The sequence below is a fragment of the Acinetobacter sp. WCHAc060006 genome (assembly GCF_004209135.1).
GTDB lineage: Bacteria > Pseudomonadota > Gammaproteobacteria > Pseudomonadales > Moraxellaceae > Acinetobacter > Acinetobacter cumulans.
The window spans coordinates 162,060-182,490 of the sequence record NZ_SGSS01000003.1 but is presented as its reverse complement, the minus strand read 5'-3'; the positions used below and the strand labels follow the sequence as shown (position 1 = coordinate 182,490).

Sequence of the window (20,431 nt, the reverse complement as noted above, 5' to 3'; positions counted from 1 at the left end):
ATAAGAGATCAAAGTCTTTTAAAGAGATCTCTATGATAGCGCGAAGTTTCTGAGCACACTATGTACTTTCTGCATCGGGTGAGCCGACAGATGATTTGTCGCCTTAAACCGCCGTATGTTTGGGGATTTGCCAAAAAATAAGCGCAGTAATGAGGTTGATGGCTCCTAAACACATTAGCGTGATATGGAATGCATTGAGCACATGCGAGCTGCCATAATAGGCCATAAACATATTCACCAATGTGCCTGCCAATGCCACGCCAATACTCATAGATACCATCATGATCATAGAAAGGAAGCTGTTGCCACTACTGGCATCTTGTTGTGGCAAATCTTTTAAAGTAAGTGTGTTCATAGACACAAATTGCAATGAATTGAGTAGACCAAAAATAAAGAAATGACTGACCAATATCCACGTTGGGGTCGAAGGGGTGCTTAAGGCAAAACTGGCAATACAAACTCCGACCAGTAAAGTATTGACCAATAAGACATGACGATAGCCAAAGCGTTGGATGATTGGACGAATAAGGGGCTTAGAGGCCAAAGAACCTAAAACAGTCGGAATCATGAGTAAACCCGTCATTAAGGGTTCTAAGCCAAAGGCAACTTGGAGCATCAGAGGCAACAAGAAGGGCATGGCATTACCGCCCAAGCGCGCAAAAAAATTCCCCACAATTCCGATTGCATAAATGCGGTTTTTAAACATTTTACTGCGGAATAAGGCATTTTGGTGGGTGTGGGCATGGACCGCATAAAGCAGTGCAGCGATGAGACCTGCAAACATCAGGCCGAGGCTCCACTGCAGTGAATTTTCCACGCTGGCAAATTGTTCAATACCTAGGGTCAGGCCAGCCATGGCAATCACGAGAAGGATGAAGCCTGCAAAATCAAAACGCTGTACCGTGGGTTCAGTCACATTAGGCATGGCCTTGAATGCAATACAACATCCTAAAATACCCATGGGAAGATTAATCAGAAAAATCCAATGCCAACTGGTATTTTCCACCAACCAACCACCAAGTGTTGGACCTAAAAGGGGACCAATGAGACCAGCCAGACTCATTAAACTCATGGCTGATAAAAACTGCGTACGCGGAATGACCTTCAGCATGGCCAGACGGCCTACGGGTAACAGTAATGCACCACCAATGCCTTGAAGTACGCGAAAAAACAATAGTTCATTTAAAGAATTAGACATTCCGCAGCCCAATGAGGCCAAGGTAAAAATGATAATCGCGCTAAAATAAGTATTTCGAACCCCGAAGCGATCGGCTAGCCAACCACTGAGTGGAATACAGGCTGCCACAGCAAGCACATAAGCCACCACCACGCTGTGTAATTGGAGCGGGTCTTCTTGCAGGCTGGTAGCCATGGCTGGAATGGCTGTATTCACAATTGTGGTGTCGAGCCCTTGCATAAAAAAGCCAATAGACACCAGCAAAACCAAAAGTCTAAATTCGGGCTGTAAGGCTTGATGTGTGGGCGTGGCATTCATAAGCAGGGCAAAAAATAACGGAGAATGATGTATAAGCAGTGTACGCAATGTACAGGGGAATAGACAGAAAATCATGTGCTAAAACCGTATCTTGGTTTTAGGCTTTTTAGATCAATTCCTCAAGTTGCTTGAACAGCAGGGCATGCAGTAGATGAGCTCTTAAATACGCGATTTGGGCTACGTTTCGGTTGTAAATACATAAAATACGAGGCTGAAATTGTTTGTCTTGCTATTTAGCTGTCATAATAGCTTCGAGTCCTTCAGTGTATGAGGGGCTTTTTCTGTACGGCAAAGGTATTCTGTTTTCATGACAATTGAAATCTTAATGGTGATTGGCTTTTGCTTAGCAGCCTATTCCATTGTTGGAAATGACGTTCCGCAAACTTTAGGCACGTTTATTTCTTCCAATGCACACCGCCCATGGTGGGTGTTATGGCTATATATCAGTACGATTTTAGTGGTGGTATTGATGTATGGCTGGTATGCATCAGGTACAGGCGATGCATCATACGGACGCTTGGAAACGATTCCATTCCCGAAAGAAGGCATTACGTGGTTATATATCGTGCCGCCGATTTTACTCATATTATTAACCAAATATGGGATTCCTGTGAGTACAACTTTCTTGGTGCTTACAATATTTTCGCCAAGTAGTTTGGGCTCGATGCTGACCAAATCGATGATGGGTTATGCGGTTGCTTTTGTGGTGGGCATTATTGTTTACCGCTTTGTGATTAAACAGATTTCGGTATATTTCAGTAAGACGCGTGATCAGGAGCCCTCACATATTTGGATTGGCTTACAGTGGATTTCTACAGCTTTTTTATGGAGCCAATGGTTAATTCAAGATTTAGCCAATATCTTTGTTTATCTGCCACGACAAGTGCCCTTAAGTTTTATGATTTTTGCCGTGAGCTTATTTGTGGTGCTTCTCGGTGTGATTTTGTACCAGCGGGGCGGGGCAATTCAAAAAATTATTGATACCAAAACTGGGGTTGCAGATATACGTTCTGCTACGATTATCGACTTTATTTACGCCTCAATTTTGTTGATATTTAAAGAGTGGAGCAATATTCCAATGAGTACCACATGGGTATTCTTAGGTTTACTGGCTGGTCGTGAGTTTGCGATGTCGATGCATTTACATGAGGTCAACAAGTACCGCACTTCACGTAATGTGAGTAAGGATGCGATGAAACTCATGATTGGTCTGATTATGAGTATTGTATTGGCCACCACTTTGCCTTGGTTCTATCAGCTTATTTCAGGTTGAGTCGAATAGATTAAGTTGAATGAAAAAAAGCGGACATGAGGTCCGCTTTTTTGATGTTTCATCTGAGAGGTGATGCTACACCACAAATTGTTTTGGACAATTTAGATTTTTTAAAGCATTTAAAATTTGTTTAGAGGAATTGCACACAATCAGTTTGGCACGATGTTGCGGTGGCAAAAATCCTTCTTGTACGGCATGGTCTAATTGAGCAATCAGTGCATCATAAAAGCCATTCACATTGTAGAGCATCATGGGTTTTTGGTGCTGATTCAGCTGCCCCCAAGTGGCAATTTCCAAAATTTCTTCAAAAGTACCTAAACCACCAGGCAAAGCAATAAAGGCACTGGCACGTTCAGCCATCATGGCTTTACGTTCATGCATGGTACGCACCACATGTAATTCGGTAAGGTTGTGGTGTGCAATTTCATAATCCAGCATAAATTCAGGGATTACGCCGACCGCTTCACCGCCATGTTGAATGACCGCATCGGCTACTTGGCCCATCAGTCCGATACTTGCACCACCATAGACCAAACCAAAGCCATGCTCTGCAATATTTTGGGCCAAAGCCACGGCTTTTTCTAAATAAATAGGGTTGTTGCCCGAGCGTGAGCCACAATACAGTGCAACAAGGGGAGTGGTTGTTTTAGGAGAGACTTCTTGTAATTGATTCGACATATTGAATACGCTGTTCATCATTGTTTTTATTACCTTAGCACGTTATTTTTAACGGCTCTAGCCTAACTTTTAAGGATGACGTATTTATGTCGAAGCGGGCTGTTTTGCACAAAAAAACGCAAATAGTCGTTGCATAAAAAAGATGAAATTTTGTCTCATCTTGATATACTAAAAACTTGTTTCACCAGATATGAACGAACATGGGCAGTGATAGTTGTCACTCGGCACGTATAAAATTTTTAGAAATAAATACTTCAATCGCCTCCGCGCGTCTTTTATTCCTCACACAACAGATTTCTCGTTGCGCCATTCAGGCTGAAATTCAGGAGCATCACTCATGATCTTTGAATGGATGTCAGACCCTTCTGCATGGGTAGGCTTACTCACCTTAGTGGTTTTAGAGATTGTACTGGGTATTGATAACCTCGTCTTTATTGCTATTTTGGCGGAAAAATTACCACCAGAACAACGAGATAAAGCACGTAAAGTCGGTTTGTTGCTCGCGCTATGTATTCGCTTAGTGTTGCTGGCATCGATTGCTTGGGTCATGACGCTGATCACACCACTGTTCCATGTCTTTGAGCATCCTTTCTCGGGACGTGATCTGATTCTGTTATTTGGTGGGGTATTTTTACTGTTTAAAGGCACGATGGAACTCCGTGAGCGCCTTGAAAACAAGCCAATGCTCAAAGAAGAAAATCCTGTGCATGCGACTTTCTGGATGGTGATTATTCAGATTGTGGTTCTTGATGCAGTGTTCTCGTTAGATAGCGTGATCACGGCAGTGGGTATGGTGAAGCAACTCCCCGTGATGATGATTGCGGTGGTCATTGCCGTTGGCATCATGCTCTTAGTTTCTAAACCGCTGATGAATTTCGTCAATCGTCATCCGACTGTGGTCATTTTGTGCCTATGTTTCTTAATGATGATTGGTTTTTCGTTATTGGTTGAAGGCTTCGGTTTCCATATTCCAAAAGGCTACTTATATGCTGCAATTGGTTTCTCTGTACTGATTGAATTCCTGAATCAGACTATGCGTCATAATCAGGAAAAAATGGTGACTACGACTGATTTACGTTACCGGACTGCTTCAGCTGTCATGCGTATGTTGGGCGGGAAAAGTGCCTCAGAAACTCAGAACGATAATCATGAAGACGTTTTGGCGACTCGTGCATTTGCCGATGAAGTCTTTGATGAAGACAATGGCGTGTACCACAGCGTGATGGTGCAGGGGGTATTGGGTCTGTCCGAGCGTCCTGTGAAATCAGTGATGACACCTCGTCCAGAGCTGGAATGGATTGATTTAGACGAAGATGCTGAATTTATTCGTGAGCAGTTATTAAGTACAACACATTCACGTTTGATTGTGGCACATGGCGAATTAGACAATATCGCAGGTGTGGTGTTAACGCACAAAATCATGAACGAATATATTGAAACAGGTGAGGTGAACTTTGAAAAGCACCTGCGTGAACCTGTGATTGTGCATGAAAATGCACAAGTGTTGATGGTGATGGAACAAATGCGTCAAGCACCGCTACAAATGGCGATTGTGTTAAATGAATATGGTTCAATCGAGGGGATTGCAACACCAATTGATGTGCTCGAAGCCATTGCAGGTGAGTTCCCAGATGAAGATGAACTCGATACCGTTGCAGAAAGTTTAGAAGATGGTACGTTGATGCTGGACGGTTCAACTGATATTCGCCATGTGTCCTTATTATTGGGCTGTGATTTGGTGGATGAGTCAGAGCAATATTCGACACTTTCTGGTTATATTTTATTTCACTTAGGGCGTTTGCCTGAAAATGGTGAAAAATTAACAGCGGATGATCATATTTTTGAAGTGGTGACGATGGACGGTCATAAAATTGACAAGGTTCATGTGATTAATGTGCATAACCCGAGTGAAGAGCACTAAACTTCAAAGTTAAATGGATCTATGCTTTTGCCCAAATAGCCCACTCAGTTGGGCTATTTTTAATTCAATATTTGCAGAGTAACAAACATGTCAGAAATACAGTGTCCATGTGGTTTAGGCGTGTATGCCGAGTGTTGCCAGCTTTTACATACAGGTCGTGAACAAGCCCAAACCGCTGCCCAGTTAATGCGATCTCGTTACAGTGCTTTTGCCTTACAGCAAATTGACTATATCGTTGCGACGACGGCACAAGGTCAGCAAGCCTTCTTAGATGTCCCTGCGATTACAGCTTGGAGTAAGGACAATCAATGGTTGAAGTTAGAGGTGGTACAAGCCCAAGAAAAGCTAGATAAAACGCATGCGCAAGTCGAATTTAAAGCGCATTATCATGATGGTCAGCAAGCACATGTACACCATGAAATTTCACATTTTGTGAAGCACGATACGGCTTGGTATTTTCTCGATCCGACTGTAGAGATGCAAATCACCATGAAACAGCCGTGTATTTGTGGTTCAACGAAAAAATTTAAGCAATGCTGTGCGCAATTTCTGTAACTTTTTCTAAAATTTGACTTAGAATAGCGCGCATCTTTTACCCATCAGCGGATGAAGGGCAATGTTACTCACCATTATTTATATCATTGCAATTACGGCAGAGGCCATGACAGGAGCGTTGTCTGCGGGACGACGTAGTATGGACTGGTTTGGGGTGGTGCTGATTGCCTGTGTGACTGCCTTAGGTGGTGGTTCAGTGCGTGACGTATTGCTGGGACATTATCCGCTGACATGGGTTAAACATCCTGAATACCTGATTCTGACCTGCTGTGCCGCTTTTGTGACTATTTTAATTGCCAAGTGGATGCGTCACTTACGCAATATCTTCTTGTTGCTGGATGCCCTCGGTCTGATTGGCTTTACCATTATTGGTTGCCAAATTGCATTAGAAATGGGACATGGTTTTGTGGTGTGCGCAGTTGCGGGTGTTTTGACGGGTGTATCTGGCGGTATTTTACGTGACATTTTATGTAACGATGTGCCACTGGTATTCCGTCGTGAGCTGTATGCGTCTATTTCCTTTGTGGCAGTCATTTGTTATTGGATCTGTCTAGAACTCGGTTTATCACTAGAGCTAACCGTGATTGCTACCTTAGTCTTTGGTTTTAGCTTACGTGTGATTGCGATCTATTTTGGCTTAGAAATGCCGAAATTTATTTATAAAGACGATGACGAACAGTCAGCATCTTCTAAAGACCTCTCTTAGTTTCATAGTAGAATGACCGTGAGTGATCATGGTCATTCTGCATCTCACACAATACTTAAAATAGCAAAATCATAATTCCTGTTGTGAAGGCAGCATGCATTCTTTCACCCTATCAGAGATCTTGTTATGGATTTAGTCTCACGCATACAGCGTCTGCCAATTGGACGCTTTCACTACACTTTATTGTTGGTCATCGGGCTAGGCTGGATGTTTGATGCCATGGATACGGGTTTAATTTCCTTTATCTTGGCCAAAATGGCTGAAGACTGGGCCATGACACCTGCTGAAAAGGGTTGGGTGGTATCTATTGGCTTTGTGGGTATGGCAATTGGTGCAGTGTGCTCAGGCGCTTTAGCTGATCGTATTGGGCGTAAAACTGTTTTTGCTGTCACTTTGGTGATTTACAGTCTTGCGACAGCAGCCTGTGCTTTTGCTCCCAACTTAACTTGGCTTTTGCTATTTCGTTTTGTGGTCGGTCTAGGTTTGGGTGGTCAGCTTCCGGTTGCTGTAACTTTGGTGAGTGAATATATACCTGCTCATGTGCGTGGGCGCTTTATTGTATTACTAGAAAGTTTTTGGGGCTTGGGCTGGTTGGTGGCTGCCTTGGTTTCTTATTTTGTGATTCCAAATTTTAATTGGCATGCAGCCTTTTTAATTGGGGGTTTGCCTGCACTATATGCCATCGTTATTTGGAAGTTTGTGCCTGAGTCTATTCCGTATTTAATTAACCGTGGCCGTCATGCTGAAGCACATGCCTTGGTTAAAAAAATTGAAGCCAAGTGCGGTGTAGAGGTGATTGAAATATTTGAAGTGAAGCCTGTTGCGCAGCAGCAAAATGTGTCATTTAAACAGCTCTGGTCGGGTGTATTTGCACGCCGTACCCTGATGCTGTGGCTCATTTGGTTTGGTATTGTTTATTCGTATTATGGCATTTTTACCTGGTTGCCAAGCTTATTGGTCAAACAAGGTTATACCATTGTGCAGTCTTTCGAATATGTACTGGTCATGATTTTAGCGCAGTTGCCAGGTTATATCGTGGCAGCATGGTTGGTCGAAAAATTAGGACGCAAAGCCACGTTGGCAGGCTTTATTGGCATGTGCGCAGTATCGGCGTATTTCTTTGGACAGGCAGAAACCGTCACGATGATTGTGGTTTGGGGCTGTTTAATGTCTTTCTTCAACCTTGGTGCATGGGGCGTACTGTATACCTATACACCAGAACAATATCCAGCCAATATTCGCGCTTTTGGTTCGGGCTGGGCAGCCGCCATTGGCCGTATGGGGGGGATTGTCGCGCCCTTGGCAGTCACGCACATGATGGTCATGAACAATGGCTTTAGTATGGTCTTTACCATGTTTACTGCCGTACTGTTTGCGGTTGCCTTTGTGATTTTGGTCTTGGGTGAAGAAACCAAAGGCAAAACTTTAGAGTCTTTAGGCTTATAAGTTTGGACGAAACAATTTGTTTTGGTGGTGCATCTAAATTCAGCTGATCGCTGGCGTGAAAGCATGAATGCCCAAGCTAAAGCAAACAGCAGCAGGTGGTACAGATTAAATTCTGTGACCTGCTGTTTTTTTATGCTTGAAAATTCAAATTAGAAGTTGAACATTTAGCTTAAAGTGGATAATTTTACGGCAATAGAGCTGTCTTAAGACAAGATTTGTCGCTGTGTGTAAGTTTCGCCACTTGTGTCCAGCACGGCAGAGACATAGCATAAGAACCCATATACAAAAACGAATTTATTAGGATTAAAGGTTGTTATGACAAGCCTTGCGCATCATGCGACAGAAAACCGTTCCGTAGCAGAATTTACCGAACAAGCTTATCTTAATTACGCCATGTACGTGATTATGGACCGCGCTTTGCCACATATCAGCGATGGCTTAAAGCCAGTACAGCGCCGTATTGTCTATGCCATGAGTGAGTTAGGCCTCAAGCCTACAGGTAAGCCCAAAAAATCTGCACGTACTGTGGGTGATGTCTTGGGTAAATACCACCCGCATGGTGACTTGGCATGTTATGAAGCAATGGTGCTTATGGCACAGCCGTTTAGCTATCGTTATCCATTTATTGAAGGCCAAGGCAACTGGGGTTCACCCGATGATCCTAAGTCTTTCGCTGCCATGCGTTATACCGAAGCAAAGCTATCGGCCTACAGTGATTTGCTACTCTCTGAACTCGGTCAAGGCACTTGTGATTGGCAGGATAACTTTGATGGTTCAATGAAAGAACCTGTAAATTTGCCTGCGCGCGTACCTAATATTTTATTAAACGGGACAACGGGTATTGCAGTCGGGATGGCCACCGATATCCCGCCACATAACTTACGCGAAGTGGTCAAAGGCACGATTGCTCTTATTCGTAATCCAAATCTAACGGATGAGAAGGTTGCTGAGTATATTCCTGGGCCAGACTTACCGACCAAAGCCGAAATTATCACGGCGCCGGATGAATTACTGAAAATTCAAACGACGGGTCGTGGTAGTTACCGTACCCGCGCAGTTTATACGATCGACAAAAATGAAATCGTGATTACTGAGCTACCTTACCAAGTTTCTGGCTCTAAAGTCATTTCGCAAATTGCAGATCAGATGCAGGCGAAAAAACTGCCGTTGGTCAGTGATTTACGTGATGAATCAGACCATGCAAATCCTACGCGTTTAGTGATTGTCTTACGTTCAAATCGTATTGATGCTGAAGCGGTCATGAGCCACTTATTCGCAACAACTGACCTTGAGTCTAGCTATCGCGTCAACATGAATATGATTGGTGCAGATGGCCGTCCACAAGTGAAATCGATTCGTCGTATTTTGTTGGAATGGATTGAAATCCGTAAGACAACGGTAACGCGTCGTTTGCAATATCATTTAAATAAAATCGAAAAGCGTTTGCATATTTTGGGTGGCTTGATTGTGGCCTACCTAAATATTGATGAAGTGATTCGAATTATTCGTGAAGAAGATCAACCTAAACCGGTATTAATGGAACGCTTTGGGATTGATGAGATTCAGGCAGAAGCCATTTTAGAACTTAAGTTACGCCATTTGGCCAAACTTGAAGAAATGGAAATGCGCCGTGAGCAAGAAGAGTTGGAAGCTCGTGCAGCCATTATTCGTGAACAATTGGCCAACCCTGAATCACTCAAATCATTAATTATTAACGAACTCAAAGACGATGCGAAAAAATTTGGTGATGATCGACGTTCGCCAATTGTGCAACGTGAAGATTCACATGCGATCAATGAGCAGGACATGATGCCAGCTGATCCTGTAACGGTTGTGTTATCGGAAGCAGGTTGGATTCGTTCAGCGAAAGGCCACGACGTTGATGCCGAAAATCTAAATTTCCGCGCTGGTGATCAATACCTAAGTCATGCACAAGGTAAGTCAAATCAACGTGTATATGTCTTGGATGAATCTGGCCGTAGTTATGCTTTAGCGATTAATACTTTGCCATCAGCACGTGGTTTAGGTGAGCCTTTAAGTTCAAAATTATCTCCTGCAAGTGGCGTTGGCTTTAAACAGGTGTTTATTGCAGAGGATGATGCTGAGCTTTTAGCACTGAGCAATAAAGGTTATGGCTTTAAAACCCAAGCCAAAAACTTAGACACCAATGCCAAAGCTGGTAAGGCTTTCCTGACGTTATCTGACGATGCAAATCCATTGCCTTTACATGCGGTTGAGCAATATACACATCTTGCACTGCTCAGTTCAGCAGGCCGTTTATTGTTAATTGACCTACAAGATTTGCCAAGTCTGAATAAAGGTAAGGGTAATAAATTGATACAACTTGAAGGCAAAGATCAAATTGTATCCATGACAACACTTAACCTAGATGAAATAATTCAAGTGCTTGCAGGAAATCAGCAATTAAAGCTAAAAGGTGATGACTTGCAGAAGTATATTGGGAAGCGTGCCTCTAAAGGTGTGCTATTGCCTAGGGGATATCAAAAAGCAAATAAACTGTTGATTCAAAGATAACACTAGCATCCATTGATCGAAATACGTTATATATGCATATATTCGAGAAATGGATGCGATATTAAGCAGTAACAAGTTAAATAAAGAATGCTTAGTATTGAGAAAAACAGTTGAATTATTAAGGATTTGTACAGGAGAATTGGGCATTATGGAAAAGATTTGGTTCGCAGAATACCAAAAGACAGGAATTCCAGAGACTGTAGAGTTACCGCAAGAAAATAGCTCATTGGTAGATATTTTTGAACGTAACTTCCAAAAATTTGGTTCACGTGATGCCTTTATCTTCATGGATAAAACCATCACTTTCGACCAGTTAGAAGAAGCAAGCCGTAAATTCGCGACATACTTACAAAGTTTAGGTTTGGCAAAAGGCTCACGTGTTGCCGTTATGATGCCAAACGTACTGCAATACCCAGTCGTGGCTTTAGGTGTATTCCGCGCGGGCCTCGTTCTTGTTAACGTAAACCCACTTTATACCGCACGTGAATTAGAGCATCAATTAAATGACTCTGGTGCAGAAGCATTAGTGATTGTTGAAAACTTTGCTTCTGTATATCAAGCAATTATTGGTAAAACGCCAGTGAAGCATGTGGTTATTGCTTCTGTTGGTGACATGCTTGGTGTATTAAAAGGCACATTAGTGAATTTTGTATTACGTTCTGTACGTAAGCAAATTCCAGCATGGAATATTCCAGGCCACATTCGCTTTAATGCGGCAATGGCAAAAGTGAGCGCGAGCAACTATAAACGTCCAAACTTAACCTTAAGTGATACAGCTGTATTGCAATATACAGGGGGTACAACGGGCGTTTCTAAAGGTGCTGAGCTGACTCACCGCAACCTAGTAGCAAACATGTTGCAATGTGATGGTATTTTCCAAAGCAAATTTGGCCAACAAGATGGCCAGCCAGATGATCGTATCTTCTGTGCATTGCCGTTGTATCACATCTTTGCATTTATGGTGTGTGCACTTTACGGTATGTACAAAGGTCAAGCCAACGTACTTATTCCTAACCCGCGCGATCTTCCAGCAGTCATTAAAGAATTACGTAAATACCAGCCGACGTTCTTCCCAGCTGTAAACACATTGTTTAATGCATTGGTTAACAATGAAGAGTTTAAACAGCTTGATCACAGCAAAATGAAGATGGCGATGGGCGGTGGTATGGCTGTGTTGCCATCTACAGCTGAAGCGTGGAAAAAAGTCACTGGTACGAACATTATTGAAGGCTATGGTCTTTCTGAAACTTCACCTGTTGCAACGGCAAATCCGCCTGCATCAATGGAGTTTAGCGGTACAATTGGTATTCCATTGCCACTAACTGAAGTTGCAATTTTAGATGATGATGGCAATGAAGTTGCTTTGGGCGAGCAAGGCGAAATCTCGATTCGTGGCCCACAAGTGATGAAGGGCTATTGGAACCGCCCAGACGAAACTGCCAAAGTAATGTTTAATGGTTACTTCCGTACGGGTGACATCGGTGTGATGGATCCACGTGGTTATGTGAAGATTGTTGACCGTAAAAAAGACATGATTTTGGTATCTGGTTTTAACGTGTATCCAGCCGAAATTGAAGAAGTGATTGCCAAACATCCAAAAGTGCTAGAAGTGGCGGCAATTGGTGTGGCTGATGAAAAATCAGGTGAAGTGCCAAAACTCTTTGTTGTGAAAAAAGATCCATCTTTAACGACAGAAGAGATTCTTGCATTTGCGAAAGAAAACTTAACTGGCTATAAACGCCCTCGTTATGTTGAATTTATGGATGAATTACCAAAATCGAACGTAGGTAAAATTCTACGTAAAGATTTGCGTAAAACTGCCTAATCTTTCCGATCTAAAAAAAAGCGCCTAAGGGCGCTTTTTTTGTTCATGATGTTAAATACTTTTTTTCATTAGCCAGCGATCGAAGTAGCGTCGGCCTACACCAAAAACACCCAAGAAAATAAACATAGTGCCAAATTGGCGACTGAATCCTGAGCGGTTAAAGGTGCCATAACTTAAAATATTATCGATCAGGCAAAATACTAAAATGGCCAGTGCCCAATGCCAAAGAGGCCAGCGTTTAATGGCTGTGGCATAAAAAGAAATCCACATCATCACAAAGGTCAGTAGGGTAGACCATACATTGAGATTGGCACAAATCACACACAATAAGAAGGCCGCAATGGGAAGAACGACTTTTAATACACGATCAACTTGCTTCTGATGACCGCGTTGTTGCGCTAGTGCATCATAAATTTGCTGTTGTTCTGGAGTGACCATGGCAGAACCTATATACACAATTTAATAAAACACTCTATTTAACAAAATTTATTCACTAAATGCCATGCTATGATGCTTTTAAATACTTTTCATTATGAGAAAAAACAAATGCAAAGCATAAGTGGGATCATTTATCTCATTTTGGGGGCTTGTCTACTCCCTTATGTTTTTACGATGATTGCCAAAAAAGCGGCGGGTTTTACAGCCAAAGATAACCAAAACCCACGAGAGGCATTAGCAAAATCAGAAGGTTTAGCCAGTCGTGCCCATGCCGTACAGCAAAATAGCTTTGAAAGTTTACCTTTATTTATTGCAGCCGTACTGATGGCTGAATATATGGTCATGCCACAACGCTTGATTATGACCTTTGGTATTGCATACTTGGTATGCCGGGTAATCTACGGAATTTGCTATTTAAAAAATTGGGCAGCTTTACGCACAATCGTGTGGTTACTGTCGATGCTGTGTCCTGTGACCTTGTTGTTATTGATTATCAAATTGACGTCTTAAGTTTTTTTAGATGAAATTTTAAGACGAAGATGCAAAATCACAAAAAATGAAACAAAAACCGTTATAATTATGTCGGTTTAAAAAGATTTAACTAGTTTAAAGAGTGATGCTATGAGCTACAGCAATATCCCTGCGGGTAAAGATGCACCAAACGACATCTATGTAATTATTGAAATTCCTGCAAATGCAGCACCAATCAAATACGAAATTGACAAAGATTCTGATGCTTTGTTTGTAGACCGTTTCATGGGTACAGCAATGTTCTACCCAGCAAACTACGGTTATGTACCAAATACATTGTCACTTGATGGTGACCCACTAGATGTATTGGTTGTAACTCCACACCCAGTTGAGCCAGGTTCTGTAATTCGTTGCCGTCCAGTGGGCAAATTGAATATGGAAGATGACGGTGGTGTAGATGCGAAACTTGTTGCAGTTCCACACGACAAATTGACTCCAATTTATAAAGATATTCAAGAATATACTGATCTTCCTCCGTTATTGATCAGCCAGATTGAACATTTCTTCCAACACTACAAAGACTTAGAGCCAGGAAAATGGGTTAAGTTAAGTGGTTGGGAAGGCGCTGATGTTGCAAAACAAGAAGTGTTAAGCTCAATTGCTGCATACCAAGAAGCAAATAAATAATTCCATTTGGAATGAGGCTGGATCAGTTTAATTTTGATTAGGCCAAAAAAACCTGCATCATGATGCAGGTTTTTTTATGTCTATCTTAAACAGGCTGCAAACTTAGAAAAGTTTTACAGGGATGTCTAAGAAGATACGCCATTCATTGGTGTCACCGATATATGCGCCATCGTATGCATTATTTGCACGATAGATTGAGTTGCGTAGACGCAAGCTTGCATCTTTAGCAAAGCCAGATTGAACTGTGTATTTCACTTGGTTGAAGAACTCTTGTTCTTTCCCTTCTTCTGTAGTGCCTGCAACTTTAATATCCCATCCATAAACATAAGCAGATGTCCAGTTCAAGCCAGGAATACCATAGTCAGCAAAGTTCAAATTGTATTGAACTTGCGCTGATTTTTCGTGGTTACCAATAAAGTCTGATAAGTATGAGTTTGCAACGTAAATTGATTGCGCACCATCAGCATTTTCGCCGTAGTCATAACCTGTGTTACCCGTGTTTTGTTGGTAAGCCAACATTACAGAGTGAGCACCTTGGTTCAACGTACCAGCAAGTGACCAAATACTGTTGCTACGGTCATCAACATTTTCATTACCAATTGTAGATGAGTAAGTACTTGCTTGTTTGTCCCACTCTGTGTGATAGCCATTAAAGTCTAAAGTTAAAGAGCGTTGTTCAGCTAAAGGAATTGTATAGTTGGCATTGATGTAATGGCGATCGAGTTTATTTTTAGAATCCATGCCATAGTAAGATGCATTCAGTTGATCATCAAACTTATATTTAGCACCCCAAACGACAGCGCTGTCCAAATGACGGGCATCTGTGCTGATTTGGTCTGAGTATTGGTTTTTGGTAAATTTACCCGCAATAACTTCTAAATTTTTAATTTCACGGCTTTTAATTAAAGTACCTTCAAAGTATTCAGGTACCATACGCGCAGTGTTGCTGGCCAATACAGGCAGGTCTAACACTTGAGTACCGTAACGCACTTCAGTATTTGAAAAACGTGCTTTTACATTTGCGCCACCACGTGCCCAATGATCGTAAGTATCGCCAGCCCCTTTAGTTAACTGACCTTTGCTATTTAGGCCTGTTTCACGTGGAATCATGCCGTTACCTGCATGTTTATTATCGCCCAATTTAACGGATGCATCACCAACAACGCCAACACCAAAACCGACGATGCCTTTAGTATAGCCAGACTCTAAATTGAAAATAGCTGATTCTGCTGTAGAACGGGTATCTTGTACGCCATTTTTTTTGTCACGGTCAATAAAACCAGTACGGAACAGCACAGTACCTTCAGCATCTTCTACAAAGCCTTTAGCTTCGCTTTGTTTGCTCGCGTATACAGAGGAGATTAAAAAGGCATTTACAAGTAAAGCCAGTGTCAATTGTTTTGATTTGAGCATTGGGAGAGAGCCTCATGCAAAAAAGTGTTGTGAAAAGGTATGTCGATTGTATAAGTATTCTATAAAAATACATTACTTTTATTGAATTTATACAACTAAAGTCATGCATTTTTTAGATAAGAAGTATTTGTGATATTTCTAAGCTATTAGAAAGATTGGAAATGTTTTTTTAATAATGAGTAAAAACATAAAGATAATTGAGCTTAATAGTCGCTGGTTTGTAAGTCTTATCATTGCTGGGACGACTAAGCTATAGAGTGACTGATAAGGTATTGAATTTTTTGCTTAATCCTATTTTTATAAAATAAAAATTGAATATTTAATAAAATTTAACGCCATGATTTAAATCATAGCGTGTATTCAATAAATAGAGATAAATAACATAAAATAAATCATTAAAATCTGTACTCATATTCGCACCAGCATTAAAAATCTAAAGCTTTGTTATAAATATCAAGGCTGTTTTTAATTGCTGAACTTTACTCAATGGTAAAGTGAGAATAGAATTCGCACGAAAATTGATACGAAAAAATGCGATAGCACATTTGAATATTTGGGGGGACTCTATCATGCCATTCATTTCACCACGCCGTGCGTTATGTATTGCACTTTCATTTTACGCACTTCCAAGCTTGGCCGCAGAAACGACGGATGCAGAGCCTCATGCGATTTCAGGCAGTGTATCTGTGGTAAATAAATATATTTACCGTGGTGGTGAAGAAAATGATGATGTGACACTACAAGGTGGTGTGCAATATGATCATCAAAGTGGTGTATTTGTGGGATATTGGGGTTCAATGTTGGGCTATGATCCCACAGATGAAACACAAAACAGTGGCTTTGAACACGATGTTTATATTGGCTATGGCGGTCAATTAAATGATCAATGGAGCTATAGTAGCCAAGTAACTGCTTATATTTATCAGGGCGGTGGTTCAGTTTATAACGATGATCGTTCATCGAAGCGCCGTACCACAGGCATAGAGTTGAATAATACACTGAATTACCAAGACCTCAGCTTAGGTTTAGGCGTGTTGCTATCTGATGTGAATTACGGCAATGCTGGCGATGTATATGTCAGTGCGGGTTATCAATATGCGCTTCCTTATGATGTTACTGCAAAAGCATTAGTGGCTGCCTACATTTATAATGATCATGGCGATGATGATTTTGTAGAAACACGCAAAAGCTTCCGCTTTAATGAAGCTCGCTTAGGCTTAAGCAAAGCTTTAGGCAGTACAGGTGCAGACGTTTTTGTTGAACAAGTGTGGGGAGGCAAAGATCGTATGGGTGAGAAATTTGATAATCCAACCTTGGTTGGCCTGAACTATAATTTTTAGTTCATAACGATGATGTGACTAAAACATATTGCTTTTGAGCGTAGAGTGCATAAATGTGAATTTATGCACTTTTTTTATGCATTTTTACAACACTTTGATGAAAAAGTGTGCATTAAAGGCGCTTTAATATATAAATAGTTACATGTTGTCATCGCATTGAAACTTTGGTCGACTTATCCAAATGGATGCATCGAAAAAATATGATTTTAGATATTAAGATTTATTTTTTTATATAAATAATAATAAAAAACAATATTTTATTTATTTCAAAGAACAACTTGAATGCTGAGCTGAGATTTATGAACTCAAAGTTGGCACAGCACTTGCTAATCCCTGTTGAGTATTCAAAATAAAATCGGGTGGGGATTTAAAATGTTAAAAAAACTATTAGCTGTATCTGTATTGGCAACAACATCTGGCGCTGTATTGGCAGAAGATAAAGCTGCAATGCCATTTGGTCTATCTTTTAGCGGTAATGCAGCGATCACAACAGATTATCGTTTCCGCGGTATTACACAAACAGAAACAGATCCAGCATTACAAGCAGGCTTTACTTTAGCGCATGAGTCAGGTGTTTATGTTGGCCTTTGGGGTTCAAGCGTGAACTTTGGTTCAGGTACGCCAAGCTTAGAATTAGATCCTTCTATTGGTTATGCAACAACTTTAGAAAGCTTTAGCAGTAAGCCAGTATTGGATGTAGGTGTGGTTTATTATAACTACCCAAGCGCAAGCGATTTAAATTGGGCGGAGTTATATGGAAAATTAACTTTTGCTGATGTATTTACGTCGGGCGATAGCTTACTCACCAACATTAACTATACCAATGATTATGCTGCATTCGACACCAGTAGCTGGAATTTCACTGCAGGTTATTCGGCACCCATTGGTGATACGGGCTTTGGCGCTGTGGCAGGTGTTGGCTATACTGTTGTAAATGATGAGAAAAAATATTCATTCAATGGCGATGATAATTACATCGATTGGAAAGTCGGTGTGAACTATGGCTTTAAGTCTATTCCAGGTGCTACGGCTGAATTGGCAGCAGTGGGCACAAACATTGATACTAAAGGTTTCACACATGCTCAAGAGCGTGGCGTAGAAACTGGTGCAGTATTTACGCTAACGAAGACTTTCTAATAAAGCTCAGCGTAAACTAGCTTTTAATAAGTTATAACAAAAGCCCTGAATACATTGTGTATTCAGGGCTTTTTTAGCATTGTATTTTTGCTAAGCAAAGATTGATTAGGATGGACTGCGATAGGACAAGGCTTCTGTTAAATGCGCCGTTTGAATCTGCTCGGCCTGTGCGAGGTCTGCAATGGTACGTGCAACGCGTAGAACACGATGATAGGCCCGTGCCGATAAATTGAGTCGTTGTTGGGCCATAGCCATGATGCTTTGCGCTGCCGTATCCAGCTGGGCAAATTGTTCTAATTGCTTAGGGCTAAGTGCCATGTTCACCGTATTTTGCCGTTGTATTTGATATTCGTAGGCTTGTAATACACGTGCGCGAACTGTGGTCGAGTTTTCTACAGCTTGTTGATTATTTAACTCATGTGCATGTAGTGGTGGTACATCAATATGCAGATCAATGCGGTCGAGTAAAGGCCCAGAAATCCGATTTTGATAGCGTTTAATTGCATCGGGTGAGCACTGGCAACGCGCATCTTGGTTAAATGCATAACCACATGGGCAAGGGTTCATGGCAGCCACCAACTGAAAGTTGGCTGGAAAGGTAATTTGGCGTGATGCCCGTGAAATGACAATCTCTTTAGATTCCAGCGGTTGTCTTAAAACTTCTAAGACTTTGCGGTCAAACTCAGGGAGTTCGTCTAAAAAAAGTACCCCTAGATGTGCCAAGGTAATTTCCCCAGGTTTTGGGTTTGAACCACCTCCCACTAAGGCAATTGCAGATGCCGTATGGTGTGGGGCTCGAAAGGGGCGTTGTCCAAAATGATGCTGACTATTGGCGATAGAATAAATACTGGCGACTTCAATGTTTTCCTGCATATTCAGTGGCGGTAATATGCTTGCCAAACGTGAAGCCAATAGGGTTTTTCCAGTGCCTGGTGGACCTTTAAACAATAATGAATGTCCACCTGCAGCGGCAATTTCGAGGGCACGTCGTGGGCGAAGTTGGCCTTTAACATCGGCCAAGTCAAAATTGTATTGACCTATAATGGATGTTCTCGGTGCTGTATAGGCGGTAATGGGTGCTTTTTGGGCCAGATGTGCACATACTTCATTTAAATGCCCTGCAGCAAAGACTTCAAAATTAGGGAGCTGCGCAGCCTCAGCGGCATTTTGTTGGGGCACAATGAGTGGATGTCCCAGTTGTTGGCAGGCAATAGCGATACTTAAGATGCCTGTAATTGGGCGTAAATGGCCATCGAGGGCCAACTCGCCAACAAATTCTAGCCCCTCTGCAGCCTGTTCAGGCAATTGACCAGAGGCAATCAAAATCCCTAAAGCAATCGGAAGGTCTAAACGAGAGCCATCTTTGGGGAGATCTGCTGGGGCTAAATTAATCGTTAGTCGCTTGTTTGGAAACTGAAAACCACTATTGATAATGGCAGAACGGACGCGGTCTTTACTCTCACGAACAGCGGCTTCTGGTAGTCCCACAATAGTTAAAGAGGGCAAGCCTTGACTCAAATGCACTTCTACTTCAATTAAAGGTGCATGTAAGCCCAAGAGCCCTCGGGTATAGATTTTGGCAAAAGACATATTGTTGTTCCATTATAGTGCGTTTTTTTTAATCATTATGCGTCTGTTGCTGCACCTATTTGGTGCTTATTTTTTTGTTCTGTAATTCTTTTTCGAGTTGCTCAACGTGTGCCAAGAGGGCATCTAAGCGTGAATTTGCATGATTTAAAGCTGTACGTTGGCGTTCAATCTCTGCTTGTGAGACCAAATCCATTTTGCTGACAGTTTCATTTAATAGTGCTCGTATATTGTGTTCAATATCTTTTTTGGGTTGTTCAATTTGCTCAAGAATAGCTTGTAATAAGGTTTCAATCATTTTATGTCTAATCCAATCATAAAATAGCGAGTGTAGCATTCACACTGGTTCGGCTATAGCCTTCGGCCGATTATATCGTATGAATCGATACTTAAAATCGTAATTCTTATGGTAAAAACGTCTAATTTTCGCGTTCAAGACGCAATTAAACGTATAAAATAGGTTATACATAAGCTTCGTGTTCAAAGTTTCTATTTTCCCCCGACCTTAGTAACTTTGGCATGAAAATTGAACATAAAACCTTACAGGTGAAATAAGCCGAAGGAAAACAAACATGAAACTTGTAACTGCTATTGTAAAACCATTCAAATTAGATGACGTGCGTGAAGCATTGTCTGAAATTGGTGTTCAAGGGATCACGGTAACTGAAGTCAAAGGTTTTGGCCGTCAAAAAGGTCATACTGAATTGTACCGTGGTGCTGAGTATGTAGTTGATTTTTTACCTAAAGTAAAAATTGAAATTGCGATTAGTGATGAAATGGTTGATTCAGTGATTGAATCAATTACCCGTGTTGCAAGCACAGGTAAAATTGGCGACGGTAAAATTTTCGTGACTAACTTAGAACAAGTTATCCGTATTCGTACCGGCGAAACAGGTGCTGACGCTGTCTAATTAATTGGCACGA

General features: G+C 41.5%; 18 protein-coding genes. 12 read left to right on the top strand and 6 right to left on the bottom strand.

All coding sequences use genetic code 11. The annotated features are described in order from the left end of the window. Positions 1-103: 103 nt before the first annotated feature. Positions 104-1,495, bottom strand: coding sequence for a multidrug transporter subunit MdtD (gene mdtD / locus EXE29_RS03505; protein WP_120363859.1), 1,392 nt, complete (start codon positions 1,493-1,495; stop codon positions 104-106). A gap of 307 nt (positions 1,496-1,802) precedes the next feature. Between mdtD and EXE29_RS03500 the strand changes: the two genes are divergently transcribed. Further along, a complete protein-coding gene (locus tag EXE29_RS03500) occupies positions 1,803-2,768 on the top strand; it encodes a hypothetical protein (protein ID WP_106983837.1) in 966 nt (321 codons plus the stop codon). Positions 2,769-2,843: 75 nt separating this feature from the next. Here the strand turns inward: EXE29_RS03500 and EXE29_RS03495 are convergent, their stop codons facing one another. Then, positions 2,844-3,464, bottom strand: a complete 621-nt coding sequence (locus EXE29_RS03495) for an LOG family protein (protein WP_106984090.1) — start codon at positions 3,462-3,464, stop codon at positions 2,844-2,846. A gap of 319 nt (positions 3,465-3,783) precedes the next feature. Here EXE29_RS03495 and EXE29_RS03490 point away from each other — a divergent pair, with 319 nt between their 5' ends. The 6 genes from EXE29_RS03490 to EXE29_RS03465 all read left to right on the top strand — a co-directional run bounded on the left by EXE29_RS03490 (position 3,784) and on the right by EXE29_RS03465 (position 12,434). Next, on the top strand, positions 3,784-5,367 hold the full coding sequence (locus EXE29_RS03490) for a TerC family protein (RefSeq protein ID WP_106983838.1): 1,584 nt from the start codon (positions 3,784-3,786) through the stop codon (positions 5,365-5,367). An 87-nt stretch (positions 5,368-5,454) separates the two neighbouring features. Further along, positions 5,455-5,922 (top strand): YchJ family protein, encoded by a 468-nt coding sequence (locus tag EXE29_RS03485; protein ID WP_120363860.1) that lies wholly within the window; start codon positions 5,455-5,457, stop codon positions 5,920-5,922. Between the two features lie 61 nt (positions 5,923-5,983). Beyond that, entirely contained in the window at positions 5,984-6,628 is a 645-nt protein-coding gene (locus tag EXE29_RS03480; protein ID WP_106983840.1) for a trimeric intracellular cation channel family protein, read from the top strand. A 126-nt stretch (positions 6,629-6,754) separates the two neighbouring features. Next, positions 6,755-8,074, top strand: a complete 1,320-nt coding sequence (niaP, locus tag EXE29_RS03475) for a niacin transporter NiaP (RefSeq protein WP_106983841.1) — start codon at positions 6,755-6,757, stop codon at positions 8,072-8,074. Between the two features lie 315 nt (positions 8,075-8,389). Next, positions 8,390-10,609, top strand: coding sequence for a DNA topoisomerase IV subunit A (parC, locus tag EXE29_RS03470; protein ID WP_120363861.1), 2,220 nt, complete (start codon positions 8,390-8,392; stop codon positions 10,607-10,609). A gap of 148 nt (positions 10,610-10,757) precedes the next feature. Next, the gene (locus EXE29_RS03465; protein WP_120363862.1) at positions 10,758-12,434 is read left to right on the top strand and encodes an AMP-binding protein; all 1,677 of its coding nucleotides are present in this window, start codon (positions 10,758-10,760) and stop codon (positions 12,432-12,434) included. Between the two features lie 51 nt (positions 12,435-12,485). On the opposite strand, the gene EXE29_RS03460 is transcribed toward EXE29_RS03465, so the two are convergent. After that, on the bottom strand, positions 12,486-12,872 hold the full coding sequence (locus EXE29_RS03460) for a hypothetical protein (protein ID WP_120363863.1): 387 nt from the start codon (positions 12,870-12,872) through the stop codon (positions 12,486-12,488). A 108-nt stretch (positions 12,873-12,980) separates the two neighbouring features. Here EXE29_RS03460 and EXE29_RS03455 point away from each other — a divergent pair, with 108 nt between their 5' ends. Beyond that, the gene (locus EXE29_RS03455; RefSeq protein ID WP_120363929.1) at positions 12,981-13,382 is read left to right on the top strand and encodes an MAPEG family protein; all 402 of its coding nucleotides are present in this window, start codon (positions 12,981-12,983) and stop codon (positions 13,380-13,382) included. Between the two features lie 111 nt (positions 13,383-13,493). Beyond that, positions 13,494-14,030: an inorganic diphosphatase gene (gene ppa / locus EXE29_RS03450; protein WP_106983845.1), complete on the top strand. Its 537-nt coding sequence runs from the start codon at positions 13,494-13,496 to the stop codon at positions 14,028-14,030. 102 nt (positions 14,031-14,132) lie between these two features. Here ppa and EXE29_RS03445 read toward each other — a convergent pair whose 3' ends face one another. Further along, positions 14,133-15,443, bottom strand: a complete 1,311-nt coding sequence (locus EXE29_RS03445) for an OprD family outer membrane porin (RefSeq protein WP_120363864.1) — start codon at positions 15,441-15,443, stop codon at positions 14,133-14,135. Positions 15,444-16,012: 569 nt separating this feature from the next. Between EXE29_RS03445 and EXE29_RS03440 the strand changes: the two genes are divergently transcribed. Both EXE29_RS03440 and EXE29_RS03435 read left to right on the top strand, forming a co-directional pair. Continuing rightward, on the top strand, positions 16,013-16,783 hold the full coding sequence (locus EXE29_RS03440; protein ID WP_120363865.1) for a TorF family putative porin: 771 nt from the start codon (positions 16,013-16,015) through the stop codon (positions 16,781-16,783). Positions 16,784-17,155: 372 nt separating this feature from the next. After that, positions 17,156-17,920: a TorF family putative porin gene (locus EXE29_RS03435; RefSeq protein WP_106983848.1), complete on the top strand. Its 765-nt coding sequence runs from the start codon at positions 17,156-17,158 to the stop codon at positions 17,918-17,920. Between the two features lie 105 nt (positions 17,921-18,025). Here the strand turns inward: EXE29_RS03435 and EXE29_RS03430 are convergent, their stop codons facing one another. Next, a complete protein-coding gene (locus EXE29_RS03430; protein ID WP_120363866.1) occupies positions 18,026-19,510 on the bottom strand; it encodes a YifB family Mg chelatase-like AAA ATPase in 1,485 nt (494 codons plus the stop codon). A gap of 55 nt (positions 19,511-19,565) precedes the next feature. Continuing rightward, entirely contained in the window at positions 19,566-19,805 is a 240-nt protein-coding gene (locus EXE29_RS03425; protein ID WP_120363867.1) for an accessory factor UbiK family protein, read from the bottom strand. A gap of 274 nt (positions 19,806-20,079) precedes the next feature. On the opposite strand from EXE29_RS03425, the gene glnK reads away from it, so the two are divergent. Next, entirely contained in the window at positions 20,080-20,418 is a 339-nt protein-coding gene (gene glnK, locus EXE29_RS03420) for a P-II family nitrogen regulator (protein ID WP_004650081.1), read from the top strand. Positions 20,419-20,431 lie beyond the last annotated feature (13 nt).

Coding starts and splice junctions, on each gene's coding strand:
- EXE29_RS03500 (WP_106983837.1), top strand. CDS start 1,803: ATGACAATTGAAATCTTAATGGTGATTGGCTTTTGCTTAGCAGCCTAT.
- EXE29_RS03465 (WP_120363862.1), top strand. CDS start 10,758: ATGGAAAAGATTTGGTTCGCAGAATACCAAAAGACAGGAATTCCAGAG.
- EXE29_RS03495 (WP_106984090.1), bottom strand. CDS start 3,464: ATGAACAGCGTATTCAATATGTCGAATCAATTACAAGAAGTCTCTCCT.
- niaP (WP_106983841.1), top strand. CDS start 6,755: ATGGATTTAGTCTCACGCATACAGCGTCTGCCAATTGGACGCTTTCAC.
- EXE29_RS03435 (WP_106983848.1), top strand. CDS start 17,156: ATGTTAAAAAAACTATTAGCTGTATCTGTATTGGCAACAACATCTGGC.
- EXE29_RS03490 (WP_106983838.1), top strand. CDS start 3,784: ATGATCTTTGAATGGATGTCAGACCCTTCTGCATGGGTAGGCTTACTC.
- EXE29_RS03485 (WP_120363860.1), top strand. CDS start 5,455: ATGTCAGAAATACAGTGTCCATGTGGTTTAGGCGTGTATGCCGAGTGT.
- EXE29_RS03445 (WP_120363864.1), bottom strand. CDS start 15,443: ATGCTCAAATCAAAACAATTGACACTGGCTTTACTTGTAAATGCCTTT.
- EXE29_RS03430 (WP_120363866.1), bottom strand. CDS start 19,510: ATGTCTTTTGCCAAAATCTATACCCGAGGGCTCTTGGGCTTACATGCA.
- mdtD (WP_120363859.1), bottom strand. CDS start 1,495: ATGAATGCCACGCCCACACATCAAGCCTTACAGCCCGAATTTAGACTT.
- ppa (WP_106983845.1), top strand. CDS start 13,494: ATGAGCTACAGCAATATCCCTGCGGGTAAAGATGCACCAAACGACATC.
- parC (WP_120363861.1), top strand. CDS start 8,390: ATGACAAGCCTTGCGCATCATGCGACAGAAAACCGTTCCGTAGCAGAA.
- EXE29_RS03425 (WP_120363867.1), bottom strand. CDS start 19,805: ATGATTGAAACCTTATTACAAGCTATTCTTGAGCAAATTGAACAACCC.
- EXE29_RS03440 (WP_120363865.1), top strand. CDS start 16,013: ATGCCATTCATTTCACCACGCCGTGCGTTATGTATTGCACTTTCATTT.
- EXE29_RS03455 (WP_120363929.1), top strand. CDS start 12,981: ATGCAAAGCATAAGTGGGATCATTTATCTCATTTTGGGGGCTTGTCTA.
- EXE29_RS03480 (WP_106983840.1), top strand. CDS start 5,984: ATGTTACTCACCATTATTTATATCATTGCAATTACGGCAGAGGCCATG.
- EXE29_RS03460 (WP_120363863.1), bottom strand. CDS start 12,872: ATGGTCACTCCAGAACAACAGCAAATTTATGATGCACTAGCGCAACAA.
- glnK (WP_004650081.1), top strand. CDS start 20,080: ATGAAACTTGTAACTGCTATTGTAAAACCATTCAAATTAGATGACGTG.